This is a genomic window from Synechococcus sp. W55.2 (assembly GCF_047461635.1).
Taxonomy (GTDB): Bacteria; Cyanobacteriota; Cyanobacteriia; order Thermostichales; family Thermostichaceae; genus Thermostichus.
Window position 1 is genome coordinate 66,951 of the sequence record NZ_JANSHM010000005.1, and the last position, 16,567, is coordinate 83,517.

Consider the following 16,567-nt stretch of genomic DNA (forward strand, 5'->3'; position numbering starts at 1 on the left):
GATATGGATAGCAACTATCCTGTCTCCAATCCCATCCGGTTGCAGGTCATGGCCAACGCTCTGGCGGGGATTGCCGAAGAGATGGGAGCCCGCCTCATCCGCGGTTCATACTCGGCCAACATCAAGGAACGGCGGGATTGCTCCACAGCTCTGTTTGACGCGCAAGGGGCTTGCATTGCCCAGGCAGCTCACATCCCGGTGCATTTGGGCGCCCTTTCGCAGGCGGTGCGAGCGGTGGTGGCAGCCAACCCGCGACCCGGAGATGTGTTTGTCCTTAACGATCCCTACCAGGGGGGATCCCATCTGCCGGACGTTACGGTGGTCGCGGCCATTCCCGGCTGGAGGGATCCCGACCGGATTTGCGCCTATGCTGTGAACCGTGCTCATCACGCTGATATTGGAGGGATGCGCCCTGGCTCCATGCCCGCCGACTCCACAGAACTTTGGCAAGAGGGGCTGGTGATCCCGCCGGTACGGCTGGCTGGGCTCTCTCTAGAAGGAGAGTTGTACTGGCAGGAGGATCTGCTGCGCCTAATCCTGGCCAATGTGCGCAATGCCGAGCAGCGGCGGGGGGATCTGCAGGCCCAGGTGGGGGCCAGCGCAGTGGGGATGAGCCGGTTTCGGGAGCTGCTGGCCCGCTTTGGAGAAGAGGAAGCTTGGCAGTTGATCGCAGGGGTCATCGAGTACAGCCGCCGGCGGATGCGGGCGCAAATTCAGGCTCTGCCCGATGGGATCTACACGGCTGAGGATTGGTTGGAGGGCTACGGGGATCCGCCCGAACCCATCGAGATCCGGGTGCAGGTGGAAGTAGAGGGCGAGAAGCTGCGGGTGGACTTCACCGGCACTGCTCCGGCCATGGCGGGAAACCTGAACGCGCCCCTGGCCGTCACCCGCTCGGCAGTGTTGTTTGCCCTGCGTTGTCTGTTGGATCCCACGGCCCCCAGCAATGTCGGCTTGGAGGATCCCATCGAGATCGTGGCGCCGCCCGGCTGCTTGGTGAATGCCCAGTTTCCAGCAGCAGTGGTGGCGGGCAATGTGGAAACCTCGCAGCGCATTGCCGATGTGGTGTTCAAAGCTCTGGCTCCCGTGGCCGGATTGCGGAGCATCGCCCAGGGACAGGGCACCATGAACAACTGTGTGCTGGGCAACCGCCACTTCACCTACTACGAAACCCTGGGAGGTGGTCAGGGGGCCAGCCGGCAACGACCGGGTTTGGACGGAGTGCATGTGGGCATGAGCAATACCCTCAACACCCCCATCGAGGCTCTGGAGCTGGAGTATCCCCTGCGGGTACTGCGCTACGAGCTACGCCAGGATTCCGGCGGCCATGGCCAACAGCGGGGCGGCTGGGGGCTAATCCGCTCCATCCAGACTTTGCAGGATTGCACCCTCTCCCTGCTCACCGAGCGGCGCCACTATGCCCCCCAAGGAGAACAGGGAGGCGGGCCAGGCCAAGTGGGGATCAACCTCCTCAACGGGGATCCCTTGCCTGGCAAAATCAGCCGCTCCCTAAAAGCCGGCGACGTAATCACCCTCTACACGCCGGGCGGCGGGGCTTGGGGCTCAAACGAGGATGAGCAGGCTCCCGAACCCAGGTAGCGCAGGTGGTCAAGAAACAACTGCTCGCAGCGGCGAAGCACCTCATCGCGGCTGGCGAAGTGCTCCAGCCTTTGCACTTCTTGACCCTTCTCAAACAAAATTAAGGTCGGCAAAGAGCGCACCCGATAGCGGCGCGGCAGCCAAAAATTGTCGTCTACATTCACCCGCAGTACTTTGACCGCCCCTCCCCACTCGGCTACGAGACGGTCGGTAATCGGCTGAATGAAGCGACACAGGCCACACCAAGGGGCGCCGAAATCCACCAAAACCAACCCATCACTTGTCAAAAGTTCTTGATTAAAAGCATCTAAAGCAACTTGCAAGGCCATCACTCCCAAACTAAAGAAGTTCTTTGGGATCATGCTACCAGGCAACTTGGCTGGCTGCAGAAACCATTTGGGGATGGAAAGCATAAAGAATCAATACAAAGCTGAATACCCCCAGATAGGCCCAGCGAAAAAACTCTTGGGGGCGCAGTTGCTGTCGCTTCTGCAGAATGGCCAAGCCGGGGATCACGGAGGTGCGCGCCTTGAGATCGCGGAAGGCCTGCCCGTATTCCCGCTCCAGGCGGTGATCCCCATGCCAAACGGCAAACAGGTGGTAGGCAATGAGCCCAAGCGAGGTCACCACCATAAAGCTGGAGCCAATCCACAGGGAATGGGCCACACACCAGATCACCTGGCCCACCATTTGCGGATGACGGGTGATGCGGATGATCCCGGTCTCAAACAGGTGGATCTCCGGCTTGCGAATGGCGGCGATCTCCAGCAAGTTGAAGGTGGCCGGATACAAAAAGAAAAAAGAGAGGGCAGACAAAAGAGCAACGGTGGTGCGGATGCCTGGGACGGCTTGGAGATCCCAGAGAATCACCCCGTCGTAGCGATGGTTAAAAAAATAGATCAGCAACAGTGGTGCCAAACTGAGGCTCACCAGAGCAAAGAAGATGCGGTACAGACGGGATCCCAGCCAGCTTTCCCCCCAAGGCCGCAAGTAGGCCAGTCCGCTGTGAGCACAGGCAAATCCCAAGATTAGGGCCAGCATTGTCCAATGGGATCCGTACTGGCCCAGCTTCTGCAGAAAGTCGCTGAAGGGCGTGAACAGCATCTTTTGGATGACTCCTCTGGTGTTGCTGTGGCTTATGCTTAAAAATAAGTTACATTAGGTTCCCCATGCTCAAAACTTTTTTTCGGCGTCTTGTCAGCCTGCTCCTGTCTGTAGCCCTTTTGCTGGGATCAGGGAGTTCAGTTGCTCAGGCTGCCCGTCTCACCGGCAAGTATTACGAAGACAGCATGACCTTGATCCAAACCCTGCGCACCGTCCTTTCCGAAGGGGATCCCCTGATGAACCCAGAGGAGGCGCGAGCGGAAGCCATGCAGGCCATCCAGGAGTTTTCTGGGCGCTACCACGGCCATCGCTACGACAAGCTGCAGTCTTTTACCACTTTGCGCACGGTGTTTAATACGCTGGCCTCCCAGTACCGCACTTCCAGTCGACCTCTCAACCCCGAAAAGGTGGAGCGGGTGCTGATGCAACTGGATCGGGCGGAATTGGCCTTGCGCCGAGAAGGTTGAGCTTTTTTAGATCTCCGAGATCCAAATCACAGGCAAATCTCCTCGCTGTGGCCAAACTGTTCCCAGTCCCCGGAAGCCAGCATCTCCTCAGATGTCTTTTGTCAGATGTCTTTTGGAACCTGAAGGGGAAGAGTAAGGCTTTCTTGCTCATTTCGATTTTCGATTGAGGACTTGGGAGGTTGTGATGGTCAAAAATCGTTGGGCTTTGATCCCACTGCTGCTGATGGTTGGGGCTGTTGCTTCTCACCCAGCTTGGCTCCTGTCTCGCCCAGCCCAAGGACAGGTCGTTGGGGCTGTCGAGGAAGGATCCCCGGGCCCCTTTTTTGCAACGGACGGCCTGGCCCTGCGGGGCTATGACCCGGTGGCTTATTTCATCGACGGCAAGCCGGTCAAGGGATCCCCAGAGTATGAATGGGAGTGGGGAGGGGTGACCTGGAGGTTTGCCAGCGCCGAGAATCGGGAGCGGTTTCGCAACGACCCAGAGCGCTTTGCCCCCCAGTACGGCGGGTTTTGTGCCTGGGCCGTGGCCCACAACTACCTTTACCCGGTGGATCCCTTTGCCTGGAAAATTGTTGATGACAAGCTGTACCTGAACGCCAACCGGCGGGTACAGCGCAACTGGGAGCGCGACATCCCCGGCTTGATCAAGAGGGCAGATGCCAACTGGCCAGCTTTGAGAAGCCGATAGGCCCAAGTCCCTCTGGCCTGGGGTTCAATGGGCGAGGCGCAGAGTCACCTTGATGCCAACTCGGTAGGGGCCGCTTTCGCAGAGTTCCAGCTGGCCTCCCATTTCTCTCAGGAGCCGCTCGCTTACCCGCCAGACGGCACAGCCCTCTGTTTGAATGGGCACATGGCATCGCCCCTCAAGGTTCCACCGCAGGCACAGTCGCCCCTCTTCTTCTGCGGTGGGATAGGGGTGCAAAGCCATCGAACCGTAGCGTAGGGTGCGGATGCCCCAGCGACACACTCCCAGCAGCGCCTGCACCAAGCCGTGGGGATCCGCCCAAACGGTGAGGCTATCGGGGAGAAGGGGCACCTCAAAGGCCGAGGTGGGTTGTAGGGCCGGCCATTCGTAGCGAATGCCCTGATCCTGGGCCTGTAGGCGAGTTAGGCTGTACACATCCTGCAGGAGGGGGCGTAGTCGGGTCGGTTCCGGTCGCAGAGGTTGGATGGGCAGGTCATGGCGAGCCAGGCGGGTGTATTCCTCAAGCAGCTTGATCAGGCGCTCCACCGCTTCTTTGGCACTTTGCAGGTATTCCCGCTCCTCTTCGGGGGAATCACACAGAGCTGACAGCACCAACTGCAGGGAGCCCATCTGGCTGCTGAGGGGATTGCGCAGCTCATGGCCGATGCTGACGAGCAACTCTTGTTGAAAGGCTCGCATCACCTCAGAGCGTTCAAAAGCAAATTGCCAATCCACAGCCTCTTGCTTGTCGGCAGAGGCAGCCTGCTGGGGGAGTGGATCGGGTTTGGCTGCAGGCAAGGGTTTCCTCAAGAGGTGCTCCGAAGGAAAGACGGGGGATCCCGTCGAGGTTCAGATCCTTGGGTTTGGATCTTTGAGTTTTGGACAGCGAGGACTACGTCCCGCTGAGGCAATCGGGCTGCGGCAATACCCTGTCTTATGGGATCCTACCCTTTTCTATCCGACGAAGTGGGCGCTGACCACCCGTTCAACCCCGGCCAGATCTCGGTGAACTTGGATCTGCCGATAGCAGCCTCTAGCTTGCAACTGCTCCGCCACCCAAGGGGCTTGGCCTCGCATCACTTCCACCGCCCAAAAGGAGTTCGGGGCCAAGTAATCCGGTGCTGCTTGAATCAACAGCCGCAAGTGGGCTAGGCCATCTTCTCCGCCATCCAGAGCCTGTCGTGGCTCGTGCAGTCGCACCTCTGGCATGAGCGAGGCCAGCTCAGCAGAGGGAATGTAGGGAGGGTTGGAAACCAGGCCGCGCAGCTGCCCCCGCCAGGGATCCAAGGGCACAAACCAGGATCCCAGCAGCAACTTCACCCGCTCCTGCAGATGGTGGGCTGCCACATTGTCTGCTGCAATAGCCAAGGCCTCTGGGCTAGAATCCACGGCCAGAAGCCGCAACTGGGGGTGCTGATGGGCCAACGCAATGGCAATCGCCCCGCTGCCTGTACCCAGGTCGGCAAAACAGGATCCCGGCGGCAGAGGATTGGCCTGTAGCCAAAGGGAAGCCTGCTCCACCAGCAGCTCGGTCTCCGGGCGTGGGATCAGCACCGCCGGCGTCACCCGCAAGCTCAAGCCCGCCCACTCAACTTTGCCCAACAGGTACTGTAGGGGGATGCGCTCTTCCACCCTTTGCCGCCAAAGGGCCTGCACCTCCTCCAGGGGATCCCCCTCCCCAGCCGGAGCGCGACCCATCAACCGCTCCAATGGCCCCCACCCCAGCCGTTCCCTGAGCAAAATCTCCACTTCCTCGGCAGGGATCCCAGCCGCTTTTGCCGCCCTCAGGGCTTGGGCACGCCACTCTGTTAACCGCTTCACCAGAGCAGACGGGGATCCCATCAGGGGCTTAGGTTAACGCTGAGGCTGGGGACTTGCAGAAGGATTGGCAGGCCGGGCCAGGGATTGGATATACTCCAGCGCCGAGCGAGAGGGGATAAAGGCAATTTTCTGCACATCGGCCTGCGCGTCGGGGGCCAGCATACGCTCTACCACAATGGCCAGCGAGGTCACTTCAATCTGGGTTTTCCCAACCACATCCGGGTTCTGCGCCGCCGCCCGATCCAAAGCTCTCCGCAAATCGTTGCGGTCGAAGAAGAAGGGCACCACCTCATGGCCATCCTGCTCGATGGTCAGCAGCCCCTCTCCGGAGCGGCCATAGAACAGAGGCACACCAATCGCTTCTGCAGGCACATCTTGACCGGTTTCCTTCAGCACCTGCTTGGCTGCTTCCACATCAGAAGCCCGAGGCACCACCTCAAAATACAGGTCACTATTCTTGGCGCGCTCCTCTTCCGATTTTTCGTAGGCATACCCCAGCGAGAGAGGCACCACCCGGGCTTGACTGGCTATCTCGGGGTTGCTGGCTTTCACCTGCTCCAACATTTGTTGGGCCTGGGCCTGATCCAGCCACAAGGAAACCACTTGGATGGTGCGGCCATCTCGCTCCACATTGGCGACAACGGGGGTGCCGTTCTGAGACACAATGGCAAAAACAGGCACCAGATTTAGCCGCTCCGCCACCTCTTGCCGGCTCATGGGGCCTGCGGCTGCCTGAGCCAGTAGGGCATTCTCCTGAGCCCAAACAGGAGTCACAGCCAAACCCCCCCAAGCTGTTCCGATCAGGATCCCGGCTACGCCGCCCACCTGAGCTGCACAGCGGCAGAGGGAGCGCACAGGCGATACTACATTACAACGCGTCATTCTCATCTCAACTCCCGGCATCGCGCCTTGTTCTGGTTGCTATGGGGTCAGCTTCCTAAGTACTAACCAACAGCCTGGGGCAAATCAAAAGCTGCCTAGATTAAACCCGCTCAACAGGGCTTAGGCTAGCGATGCGGCACACTCTCAGCCTTAGGATCCCGGTTGGCCATCGCTGACAACACCCCGGCACACCTATCTTGAAGAGCGCTCTTGGGCCACCCTAGAAGCCAAGGTTAGAACATCTGCTCGACCTCTGTCGAGGGGCAAAGCCCCTATTTTGGGTGGGGATCCCGCATCACCCAATACTATATACGGAGTCGCATACAACTGATCCACGCTAGATGCAGATCCCTCCGAGGGTTGTGTACCCAGCTCTCCCATAAAACGCTGCCTATTCCAGCCTTGTTCGGCGGTGTCCTGATGTAGCCGCGCAAACGTGGCAGCTGCTGTTAACTTTTGTTAAGGTAGGGGTGCGAACCCACAGCTGTAGGGAGCATTGAGTCATGGCTAAGATCTTCACCGCTGAATTCAACCAATTTGAGACCATCAACGCTACTCAGGCCTGGTCTTTGTTTTTCACCATCAGCGCTTCCGATCGGCTGCTGGGTGACAACCCGGCTGTTGGCCGCTACCTAACGTTGGCTTTGTTCAGCGCCGTCCTCACCGGGATCCTGAATGTGCTGGTGGCTTCTTAGCTAGACCCTTTGCGGACGGAACGAGTTTTTTGTTAAGAGGCCGCCGGCAGAGGCAGCTTGACCTGAGACAAGGGGATCCTGCTCTCAGGTTTTTTGATTTTGAATGGGAAAGGATCCCTTGTTCTCTTTGTGGGGCTGTCTTCCGATGAAAGCTGCTGGGATAGATTTCGCGGAAACGGATCACTTTGAGGCGCCGCCTCTGACCACCAAGTTGCCCCTGCTGCTGGCCCCGGCGGGGGATTGGGAGTGTGCCAAGGCGGCAGTGGAAAACGGGGCCGATGCCATTTACTTTGGGCTGGAGCGCTTCAACGCCCGGATGCGTGCCCGCAACTTTACGGAAGCGGATTTGCCGGAACTGATGGCCTGGCTGCACCGGCGGGGGGTACGGGGCTATGTTACTTTGAATACTCTGGTTTTTCCAAGGGAGCTGACGGAAGCCGAGGGATACATCCGCTCGATGATTGCGGCGGGGGTGGATGCGGTGATTGTGCAGGATATTGGCATCGCCCGCCTGATCCGGCATCTTTCCCCCGATTTCCCCATCCATGCTTCCACGCAAATGACCATCACCAGTGGAGTGGGAGCGGAGTTTGCCGCTGAGCTGGGCTGTGAGGTGGTGGTGCTGGCGCGGGAATGTTCCCTCCAGGAAATCGCCCAGATCCAGGCCTATCTGCAAGAGAAGGGATCCTCCCTATCTCTGGAGGTCTTTGTGCATGGGGCGTTGTGCGTGGCCTACTCGGGGCAATGTCTGACCAGCGAGGCGCTGGGGGGGCGTTCGGCCAATCGGGGGGAATGTGCCCAAGCCTGCCGCATGCCCTATGAGCTGGTGGTAGACGGGATCCGCCGCGACTTGGGGGAGAGGCGGTATCTGCTCAGCCCTCAAGATTTGGCCGGGCTGGAGGTGCTACCGGAGCTGGTGAAGCTGGGGATCCGCTGTCTGAAAATTGAGGGCCGGCTGAAATCCCCAGAATATGTAGCCAATGTAACGCGGGTGTATCGGCAGGCCTTGGATGCGCTGGGGGTGGGACAGCCGTGGCAGCCCTCGCAACAGGAACGCTACGAGCTGGAGATGAGCTTTTCTCGTGGGCTCTACACAGGCTGGCTGCGGGGCATCAACAACCAGGAGCTGGTGCACGCGCGGTTTGGCAAGAAACGGGGGGTTTACCTGGGGCAAGTGGTGGGGATCCAACAGGATCAGGTGGGGATCCGGCTGGAGGCACCCCTCAAAGCTGGGGACGGCGTGGTGTTTGACCAGGGGCAGCCGGAGTTGCCGGAGCAGGGGGGGCGAGTTTACCGGGTGCAAGAGAAGCAGGGGCTGGCCTGGCTCAGCTTTGGAGAGGGGGCCATTGACCTCAAACGTCTGCGGGTGGGGGATCGCCTCTGGAAGACCAGCGACCCGGAACTGGAAAAGCGCCTGCGCCAAAGCTACGCCGGGGATCACCCCCGCTTTCAGCGGCCTGTCCACATGGAGGTTCACGGCCAAGTGGGATCCCCGCTGATGCTGATCCTGCGGGATGAGCAAGGCCATACGGTGCAGGTGGATTCGCCGCTGCCCCTGGAAGCTGCCCACCGCCAACCCCTCACCACCGAAAAACTGCGACAGCAACTGGGCCGTTTGGGCTCCACTCCCTTCAAGTTGGGATCCCTGCACAATGCCTTGCAGGGGGAGGTAATGCTGCCGGTGAGCCTGCTCAACCAGATGCGCCGACAAGCGGTGGAACGCCTACAAGCTCTGCGAGCTCAGCCCCCGCGCTGGCAACTCAATCCCGAAGCTCGCTGGCAAGATCTGGTGCCTTCTCAGGAGGAGCCCGAAAGGGGATCCCCGCAGTTGGTGGTGTTGGTGCGGGATCCGGCGCAACTGCTGGCGGCGATAGCCAGCGGTATTAGGCAGATCTATCTGGAGTTTGAGGATCCCCGCCGCTATCGGGAGGTGATCCGCACAACCAAAGCCGCCCATCCCGAGGTGGAACTGTGGGTCGCTCCGCCCCGCATCACCAAGCCAGGAGAAACCTGGATCCTAAAGCAAGTGTTGGTCGGCGGAGCCGATGGCTACTTGGTGAGAAATTACGACCATCTCCGTTTTTTTGCCGGTCAGCGCTGCATTGGGGATTTTTCCTTGAATGTGGCCAATCCCATCACGGCCCACTATCTCAAAACCCGTTACAACCTGGAGCGCCTGACGGCTTCCTATGACCTCAACCACGAGCAACTGGGATCCCTGCTGCAAGCCGGCCCCGCCCATAGGTATGAGGTTACCCTTCATCAACATATGCCCCTGTTCCACATGGAGCACTGCGTCTTTTGCGCCTTTTTATCCAGCGGAACGGATTACACCAATTGTGGTCGCCCATGTGAAAAACACGAGGTGAAGCTGAGGGACAGGGCCAATGTCGAGCACATTTTGAAGGCCGATGCCGGCTGTCGGAATACCCTCTACAACGGCAAGGCCCAAACGGGGGCAGAATATGTGCCGAAATTATTGGCCTTGGGCCTGCGCTATTTGCGCATCGAATTTTTGCATGAATCCCCCGCCGAGATCCAACAAACCCTGCACCGCTATCAGCAACTCCTACAAGGTCAACTCAGCGGATCCCAACTGTGGCAGGAGCTGAAGCTACACAGCCAATTGGGGGTTACGCGCGGGTCTTTGGAGAGTTAACGGCTGCGTTGCTTCTACCCTGGGGCTGTCGAGGCTGGATGCGCAGCCACGCCCTGAGCAGAGGATATGGAAAACATTCCCGCAAAATTGGCGTAAAATTTCCTTAGAGTATGGCTGTTCCAAGTCCATTCTGCCCACTTCCCCAACTGCTGCTCAGCTTTTTCTTTATCCTCTGGTTGCCGTGAAACACACCCTCAGCGCCCTCGTGCAGGATCAGCCTGGCGTTTTAACCCGCATTGCGGGGATGTTTGCCCGTCGCGGCTTTAACATCGACAGCCTCACCGTTGGCCCCACCGAACGACCGGGGATCTCTCGCATCACCATGGTGGTGCAGGGAGATGAACACGATGTGGAGCAGATGACGAAGCAGCTCTACAAGCTCATCGACGTGCTGAAAGTTACCGATATCACCCATGTTCCCTGCGTGGAACGGGAGCTGATGCTGGTCAAGGTCAATGCCAGCCCCGATACCCGCTCCGCCATTATGGATGTGGCCCAAATGTTTCGCGCCCGGATTGTGGATGTGGCAGAGGAGTCTTTGACTCTCGAGGTAACCGGGGATCCCGGCAAAATGGTGGCCATCATCAAGATGTTGACCAGCTTTGGCATCCGTGAGATCGCCCGTACCGGCCTGGTGGCTCTCACCCGCGAGTCCGGCGTGAATACGGAATACCTGAAGCACCACCCCACCTTAGTTACCGTCTGATGGCCTCAGGGGAAGCGATGCCAAAACTGGGGTGGAGTTGTAGGGGATCGGTTCTGCGGGGCACGATTAGCCTTGTGGCTATTGTGCTGGTGGGGCTGCTGGTCGGCTGTGGCCCCAGGCCGCCAAAACCGATTGTGCAGCAGGCCCTCGCCTATCAGATCGCTCATTTGTCCGGGCCGGTGGGATCCTTGGTGGGCAGCGACCGGTTGTCGGCACATCTGGAATTGCAGGATGTGAAAATCCGCCAAGATCGCCGTGAACCTTTGCTGTTAGTCTCAGGAGAAACCCTGGAAGGCCATCACCTCAGCGGTACCTACACCCTGAGCGTGCAGCCGCCGGGATCCCGCCGCCCCTATCGCCGCAAAGGGGATCCCTTCCAGATCACCCTGGCTCACCAAAAGCCACGAACTGCTGCTACCCAGCGCTCGCGGGATCAGGAGCCCGACCGCGTTGAAACCGCGCCCGAACGGTGGCTGCTGGCCTACAGCTCACCGGATTCCAAGACCTGGACAGTCATCGACTTTCTGCCTCAGCCCGCACCGGCACCGGAGTGGTCTCCTGCCGAGCCAGAACCTACACTGCCGGCAACCGCGCCTGCTGCCGTTGACGTTGGCAGGACGGAGTCCGATGAAGCCCTGAACCAGCCCAGCCCTATTCCTACTCCTGCCTGAAGCAGAGTTTGGGGATATCCCAGCTCACCGCAGCAGAGCTGCCCCCCAGCCAAATAGCCCATCCACCAACAGGGTATTCAGCACTGCTCCCGCAAATGCCCAATGGTGCAAGCGGCGGGATCCCTGGACTCTCCACAATCCAACACCCAGCAACAGAAGGCCCAAGCCGATGCCCCAACCCAGGCCCCAGGGGGTAGCCATTTTGTCAAGAGCGGCCCTAAAGGGGACAACCGCCTGCTCCAACCGGTCAAACTGCATCGCCTGCCGCCACTCAGGCAGCAGCCCCACCGAGTGAATGTAGAGATCTGTAACCGCCGTACCCCACAGGGAGCCGAGATAAAACCAGGTACCGATGCGGGCAAACCGTCGCCGTGTCCCCCACCAGACAATCGGGATCCCCAAGGCTTCCATGGGCATGTGCCAAAGAGGCTCAAAGCGCAGCCAGCCCCAATACAGGGATCCTGCCAGCCAAGTCAGGGTAAAGCCGTACAGCAAATCTCCCCACAGGCGGGTACGGGGCTGGGAGTAGAGATGCAAGCTAAGGCCCAGCCAGCCCAAAGACATCACCAAGCTGACCCAAGGGGCATACCGCACCAGGGGCGCTTGCACAAAAACGGGCAGACTCACAAGCAGAGCTGCCACTCCCCCAATGGCATGGTGGGATCGAAAACGCCTTTGAGCCGAGAGAGGGCGGGGATCCAGCCCGGCCAAACGCTCAGAGGACAGCAGAGGCTCATCTTGGAGAGGGGGTAAAAAAGGTGTAGAAGACAAAATGCAATATTAAAAACCTTTACATCAGTTAACATAGCACCTTCTTTGCCCTTCCCTCTTCTCCCCAGCAGGAGCGGGGAAGCCTTGGGGGCCTGGCATTCTCTCTCCAGAGATGTCAGGGTGGGAAGGAGGTGCTGGCCGGAGGAAACTGTATGGACTTGTTGTTGGCAGGAGACATCGGGGGCACCAAAACCAGCCTCAGCCTTGTCAATGCCGAGGATCCCGAGCACAGCCTTTACCACTGCCGCTATGCCAGCCAAGATTACGCCAACCTCGCCCCAATGGTGGGAGAGTTTCTGGCCCAGGCTCGGCGGGAGCTGGGGCGAGATCCACAGCCTGCTGCCGCCTGTTTTGCAGTGGCCGGCCCCGTCATGGAAACAAGGGGCTCAGGGTCTGAGGGACAGACTGCCAAAGTGACCAACTTGCCCTGGGATCTGCAGTCGAGCCAATTGGCCGCAGAGCTGGGGATCCCGCGCGTAGCCTTGATCAACGACTTCAGCGCTGTGGGGTATGGCGTGCTTGCCCTCGGCGACCAGGATCTGGACACCTTGCAAGTGGGTGAGCGTCAACCGCGGGCTCCGATTGGCGTGATGGGAGCAGGCACGGGTTTGGGGCAGGCTTACCTTACCTGGGGAGAAGGGGGTTACCAAGTTCATGCCAGCGAGGGCGGTCACGTGGACTTTTCCCCGCGCACTCCTCTGGAGTGGGAGCTCTTGAGGTATTTGCAAAAACGGCACGGACGTGTCTCCACCGAGCGGGTGGTCTCGGGGCAGGGGATCGTTGCCATTTATCAATTTTTGCGGGATAGCCAGTGGGGCTCAGGAGAAGAACAGCTGCTGGCCCAAATTGAGGCTTGGGAAAAGGGAGCTAAGCATATTGACCCGGCAGCCCAAATTGCCAATGCTGCCATGGAAGCACGGGATCCTCTGGCGGTGGAGTGTCTGCGGCTTTTCATCAGCCTGTACGGGGCTGCAGTCGGGAACTTTGCCCTACACCTATTGCCGCGCGGGGGCCTGTTCATCGCTGGGGGGATCGCGCCCAAGCTCTTGCGCCTACTGCATCAAGGGGAGTTTTTGTCCTCGTTTTTGGATAAGGGGCGGATGCGTCCTCTTCTGGAGCAACTGTCGGTGCAGGTGGTGGTGAATGCGCAGGTGGGGCTGAGGGGAGCTGCTCGCTACGCCGCCAACCTTTGGTAGGGAGCAGCCGCTGCTACTGAGGTTGCCGCCCCGGCCCAGCAGGCGATCGCAGCAATCCCAATGGGTGCTGGAAAATCTCGCCCAGCTGCCCTTTGCCGGGATCCCAGACTTCTTCCTTGAGCCAGCAGATGGGTCAAGATGGGATTGCGCCTTTGCTTGGCTGGCCCCATACCGGAAAGCACTCCGCCTGGGGCTGCGCTATCCAACCGACAATGATTGCCACCACGCAGAGGGACTTCATAGAAACTTCATGGTTGATCCGATGAATCCAATCTTTTGGGCTTTGGGCATAGCTGTGCTGCTGGCCGTGGGCTTGGCAGCCTATCTGTTGACTGCTCGCAAATACGAGTCTCCCGCCTCTGTGGCCAAGTCTTACGACGAGTGGACTCGGGATGGGATCCTAGAGTTTTACTGGGGCGAACACATTCACCTAGGCCACTACGGCTCTCCTCCCCAACGAAAAAATTTTCTGCAGGCCAAGCACGACTTTGTCCACGAGATGGTGCGCTGGGGGGGGTTGGATCGACTGCCTGCAGGGACAACCGTGTTGGATGTGGGCTGCGGCATTGGTGGGAGCTGCCGCATCTTGGCCCGTGACTACGGCTTTGTCGTTACCGGCATCACCATCAGCCCTCAGCAGGTGAAGCGGGCACAGGAGCTCACCCCCCCTGATCTGCCTGTCCAGTTTCAGGTGGCAGATGCCCTCGACCTGCCCTTCCCCGATGCCAGCTTCGATGTGGTGTGGTCCATTGAGGCAGGGCCTCACATGCCGGACAAGGCCCGCTATGCCCAAGAGATGCTGCGGGTGTTGAAGCCAGGGGGAATCCTGGTGGTGGCGGACTGGAACCAGCGGGACGACCGGCAAAAGCCCCTGAACTTTTGGGAGCGGCTGGTGATGCGGCAACTGTTGGATCAATGGTCACACCCTTCCTTCTCCAGCATCGAAGGCTTTGCCGAGCAGTTGGAGGCTACTGGCCTGGTGGCGGGACGGGTAGAAACCGCCGACTGGACTCAGGAGACCCTTCCCTCTTGGCTGGATTCCATCTGGCAGGGTGTTGTCCGCCCTGAGGGCTTTCTCAGGTTTGGCTTGGTCGGCTTGGTGAAGTCCTTGCGGGAGGTACCCACCTTTTTGCTGATGCGGCTGGCTTTCGGCACAGGGCTGTGTCGCTTTGGCATGTTCCGAGCGGTGCGGGCAGCTTGTGCTCACAGCCCCAGCTCGGACTTAGCCTGTTGGGCGGCCAGGAGCACCTCCGCATCCTCAGCCTGAGACCAGTCGGGGTCGGCGATCTCGGCGTAGAACCGCTGGTCGTAGGGGCGGGTTTGCACCACCACCGGCATGGGCACAGCGTGGCCGAGAAGGAGGGCCTGTTGCTTGGAATCCAGCTTGGCCAACACCGTTCTCAAGTTCTGGCTACCCGCCACCCCTGTGAACACCGCCTCGATATCTTGGTCGTCGTTGAGCAGCGCCGTAATGCGAGTGCCCAACTGCGACATCACCTCGCTGTCGATGCGGGAAGGGCGCTGATCCACCACCAGCAGCGTGACAAAGTACTTGCGCATCTCGCGGGCAATGGTGCCGAAAATGGTCTGCTTGGCTGCCCGCGGATTCAAAAAGCGATGGGCCTCCTCAATGGTGATGCATAGTTGACGGGGCTTGTCGAGGGGATTTTTGGATTGCAAGTACCGCTCCGTCTGGTGCACGTAGGCCTGGTGAATGCGGCGGGTGATGACGTTGGCCGCCAACATGTAGGAGAGCAAGTTGGACTGGGATCCAAACTCGATAACCACGTGAATGCCGCGGCTGAGGGCATCCAAAATCTGGCCGATGTAGTTGTGGGGCAGGGTGCTGCGGATGTACTTGAGGTTGTCAAGGCGGGTGAGCTTGCGCTGCAGGGCCATCATCGAGGCTTTGTTGCCCATTTTCTGTTCGCAAAACTCTTGGATCTCGGCGTTGGAAAGGCTCAAGAGGCGGCTGATCCAGTCGCGGCCAAACTCGTTGCGCAGGATGATGGCATTTTCCAAGCTGGCTTCCGATAGGTTCAGCTCATCTGCCAACAGGGCCAGATCCTCCACTTCGATTTGGTTGTAGGCGATGAAGAGCTCCTGCGCATCCCGCACCCCTCGCCGCCGGGTGGAATCGGGATCCAGGGTATAGATCTGTACCTGACCGGGAAAGAGCTGCCGCAAGCCCTTGACGGTGCTGGCGTGTTTGTCTTCGCTGGCCGCCTCCCAGCCGTACTCGGAGTGCATGTCAAAGATCAAGTTCACCGCTGCCCGTTTGCGGATGATGCCGGCCAGGATCAGGCGGGCTAGAAAGGACTTGCCGGTGCCCGATTTGCCGAAAATGCCGTTGCTGCGCTCCACCCAGCGATCCAAGTCCAAACAGATGGGCACAGCCATGTCGAGGGGCTGGCCGATAGCAAAGTTGCGCCGCTCCGGGTCGTCTTCCCAGCCGAAGACGGTGCGAAAGTCCAGTTCCCGTGCCTCATACACTTGCGAAAAATGGGCGGGCACTGTTTTCACGGGCAGCAGCTCCATGGCGCCAGCGGAAGGGGGTTCTTGGCCGAGGGGAGCTGCCAACGCTTCTGGCCGTTCGGGATTGACCAGGGGATACAGCCTTTCCCCTTCCGTTTGCCGCGGCACCAACATCAGCATCGGGGTGAGGGCAATAATGCCGTAGGTGCCGGTACCTGCCAGCACCTCCTGCAGCAAGGTCTCTTCCGGGCGGGGGGGATTGACCAGAATTTGGGGGTTGCTGGTTTCTAGGGTAACGTCAGTAAGCAGGCCAAAGAAGCGGTTGCGCTGCCCCTGGATCACCACGAATTTGCCCACCCGCAAGTCTTCTACCGAGACACCGGGATTGAGGCGAGCTTCCAGCCCTCGACTCAGGGATCCCTGAATCACGGTGGCCAAAGGTTGAGGAGGGGTCATGGCAGTGGGGGTTGGGTTCCAGATGCCTTATTCAGTTGCCCATCTGTAAGCGGGCGCTGGTGCGGGGGGCGCCATCCTGCACAATCCAGGTGCGGACGATCTCCACTTCCTCCGGCGTCCAAAAGCCCAGACGGGACAGGGGCAGCCCGCGGGCCTGAATGTAAGCAATCTTCGGGGAGTCGCCGCGAGCTTGGGGGCGGTTGAGCTGAACTCTAGTCTCGACTGAATGCAGTGTACATTATATATATTCAGTATGCCCCAATTTGTAGCTCCAAAGGGAACAGCAATAGGTTTAGTGCTGAACTAGGTTGTGTTGATCTTTCATTTGAGCCAAAAGAGAGCACTGACGAGATAGAGAAAACTCAAGAAGTTCCTGGCCA

The 16,567-nt window shown here is 59.4% G+C and carries 16 protein-coding genes; 9 read left to right on the top strand and 7 right to left on the bottom strand.

The features are described from left to right. Window positions 1-3: 3 nt before the first annotated feature. Window positions 4-1,599 (top strand): hydantoinase B/oxoprolinase family protein, encoded by a 1,596-nt coding sequence (locus tag NW828_RS02300; protein WP_414381135.1) that lies wholly within the window; start codon window positions 4-6, stop codon window positions 1,597-1,599. On the opposite strand, the gene NW828_RS02305 is transcribed toward NW828_RS02300, so the two are convergent. Next, on the bottom strand, window positions 1,536-1,928 hold the full coding sequence (locus NW828_RS02305) for a thioredoxin family protein (RefSeq protein WP_041437173.1): 393 nt from the start codon (window positions 1,926-1,928) through the stop codon (window positions 1,536-1,538). The two genes, NW828_RS02300 and NW828_RS02305, sit on opposite strands and share 64 nt — an antisense overlap. A 34-nt stretch (window positions 1,929-1,962) precedes the next feature. Continuing rightward, window positions 1,963-2,703, bottom strand: a complete 741-nt coding sequence (locus NW828_RS02310) for an NnrU family protein (protein ID WP_414381137.1) — start codon at window positions 2,701-2,703, stop codon at window positions 1,963-1,965. A gap of 65 nt (window positions 2,704-2,768) precedes the next feature. On the opposite strand from NW828_RS02310, the gene psb27 reads away from it, so the two are divergent. Beyond that, on the top strand, window positions 2,769-3,170 hold the full coding sequence (psb27, locus tag NW828_RS02315) for a photosystem II protein Psb27 (RefSeq protein WP_414357864.1): 402 nt from the start codon (window positions 2,769-2,771) through the stop codon (window positions 3,168-3,170). Between the two features lie 223 nt (window positions 3,171-3,393). Next, window positions 3,394-3,858: a YHS domain-containing (seleno)protein gene (locus NW828_RS02320; protein WP_414381162.1), complete on the top strand. Its 465-nt coding sequence runs from the start codon at window positions 3,394-3,396 to the stop codon at window positions 3,856-3,858. A 24-nt stretch (window positions 3,859-3,882) separates the two neighbouring features. Here the strand turns inward: NW828_RS02320 and NW828_RS02325 are convergent, their stop codons facing one another. The 3 genes from NW828_RS02325 to NW828_RS02335 all read right to left on the bottom strand — a co-directional run bounded on the left by NW828_RS02325 (window position 3,883) and on the right by NW828_RS02335 (window position 6,558). Further along, on the bottom strand, window positions 3,883-4,653 hold the full coding sequence (locus tag NW828_RS02325) for a sensor histidine kinase (RefSeq protein ID WP_414381139.1): 771 nt from the start codon (window positions 4,651-4,653) through the stop codon (window positions 3,883-3,885). A gap of 156 nt (window positions 4,654-4,809) precedes the next feature. Beyond that, the gene (gene prmC, locus NW828_RS02330) at window positions 4,810-5,697 is read right to left on the bottom strand and encodes a peptide chain release factor N(5)-glutamine methyltransferase (protein WP_414381140.1); all 888 of its coding nucleotides are present in this window, start codon (window positions 5,695-5,697) and stop codon (window positions 4,810-4,812) included. A gap of 12 nt (window positions 5,698-5,709) precedes the next feature. Beyond that, the gene (locus tag NW828_RS02335) at window positions 5,710-6,558 is read right to left on the bottom strand and encodes a Tic22 family protein (protein ID WP_414381142.1); all 849 of its coding nucleotides are present in this window, start codon (window positions 6,556-6,558) and stop codon (window positions 5,710-5,712) included. A gap of 503 nt (window positions 6,559-7,061) precedes the next feature. Between NW828_RS02335 and NW828_RS02340 the strand changes: the two genes are divergently transcribed. From NW828_RS02340 to NW828_RS02355, 4 genes are all read left to right on the top strand, one after another. After that, window positions 7,062-7,253, top strand: coding sequence for a hypothetical protein (locus tag NW828_RS02340; protein ID WP_011432601.1), 192 nt, complete (start codon window positions 7,062-7,064; stop codon window positions 7,251-7,253). Between the two features lie 145 nt (window positions 7,254-7,398). After that, entirely contained in the window at window positions 7,399-9,912 is a 2,514-nt protein-coding gene (locus tag NW828_RS02345; RefSeq protein ID WP_414381144.1) for a DUF3656 domain-containing U32 family peptidase, read from the top strand. A gap of 181 nt (window positions 9,913-10,093) precedes the next feature. Further along, window positions 10,094-10,618: an acetolactate synthase small subunit gene (gene ilvN, locus NW828_RS02350; RefSeq protein ID WP_414381146.1), complete on the top strand. Its 525-nt coding sequence runs from the start codon at window positions 10,094-10,096 to the stop codon at window positions 10,616-10,618. Between the two features lie 74 nt (window positions 10,619-10,692). Continuing rightward, the gene (locus NW828_RS02355; protein ID WP_414381148.1) at window positions 10,693-11,289 is read left to right on the top strand and encodes a hypothetical protein; all 597 of its coding nucleotides are present in this window, start codon (window positions 10,693-10,695) and stop codon (window positions 11,287-11,289) included. 24 nt (window positions 11,290-11,313) lie between these two features. Here NW828_RS02355 and NW828_RS02360 read toward each other — a convergent pair whose 3' ends face one another. Further along, window positions 11,314-12,060: a DUF3120 domain-containing protein gene (locus tag NW828_RS02360; RefSeq protein WP_414329009.1), complete on the bottom strand. Its 747-nt coding sequence runs from the start codon at window positions 12,058-12,060 to the stop codon at window positions 11,314-11,316. A gap of 152 nt (window positions 12,061-12,212) precedes the next feature. Between NW828_RS02360 and NW828_RS02365 the strand changes: the two genes are divergently transcribed. Both NW828_RS02365 and NW828_RS02370 read left to right on the top strand, forming a co-directional pair. After that, a complete protein-coding gene (locus NW828_RS02365) occupies window positions 12,213-13,256 on the top strand; it encodes a glucokinase (protein WP_414344654.1) in 1,044 nt (347 codons plus the stop codon). A gap of 262 nt (window positions 13,257-13,518) precedes the next feature. After that, on the top strand, window positions 13,519-14,523 hold the full coding sequence (locus NW828_RS02370; protein WP_414381150.1) for a methyltransferase domain-containing protein: 1,005 nt from the start codon (window positions 13,519-13,521) through the stop codon (window positions 14,521-14,523). Here NW828_RS02370 and NW828_RS02375 read toward each other — a convergent pair. After that, window positions 14,460-16,187 carry a helicase HerA domain-containing protein gene (locus NW828_RS02375; protein WP_414381152.1) on the bottom strand — a complete coding sequence of 576 codons (1,728 nt, stop codon included), beginning with the start codon at window positions 16,185-16,187 and terminating at the stop codon, window positions 14,460-14,462. The two genes, NW828_RS02370 and NW828_RS02375, sit on opposite strands and share 64 nt — an antisense overlap. Window positions 16,188-16,567 lie beyond the last annotated feature (380 nt).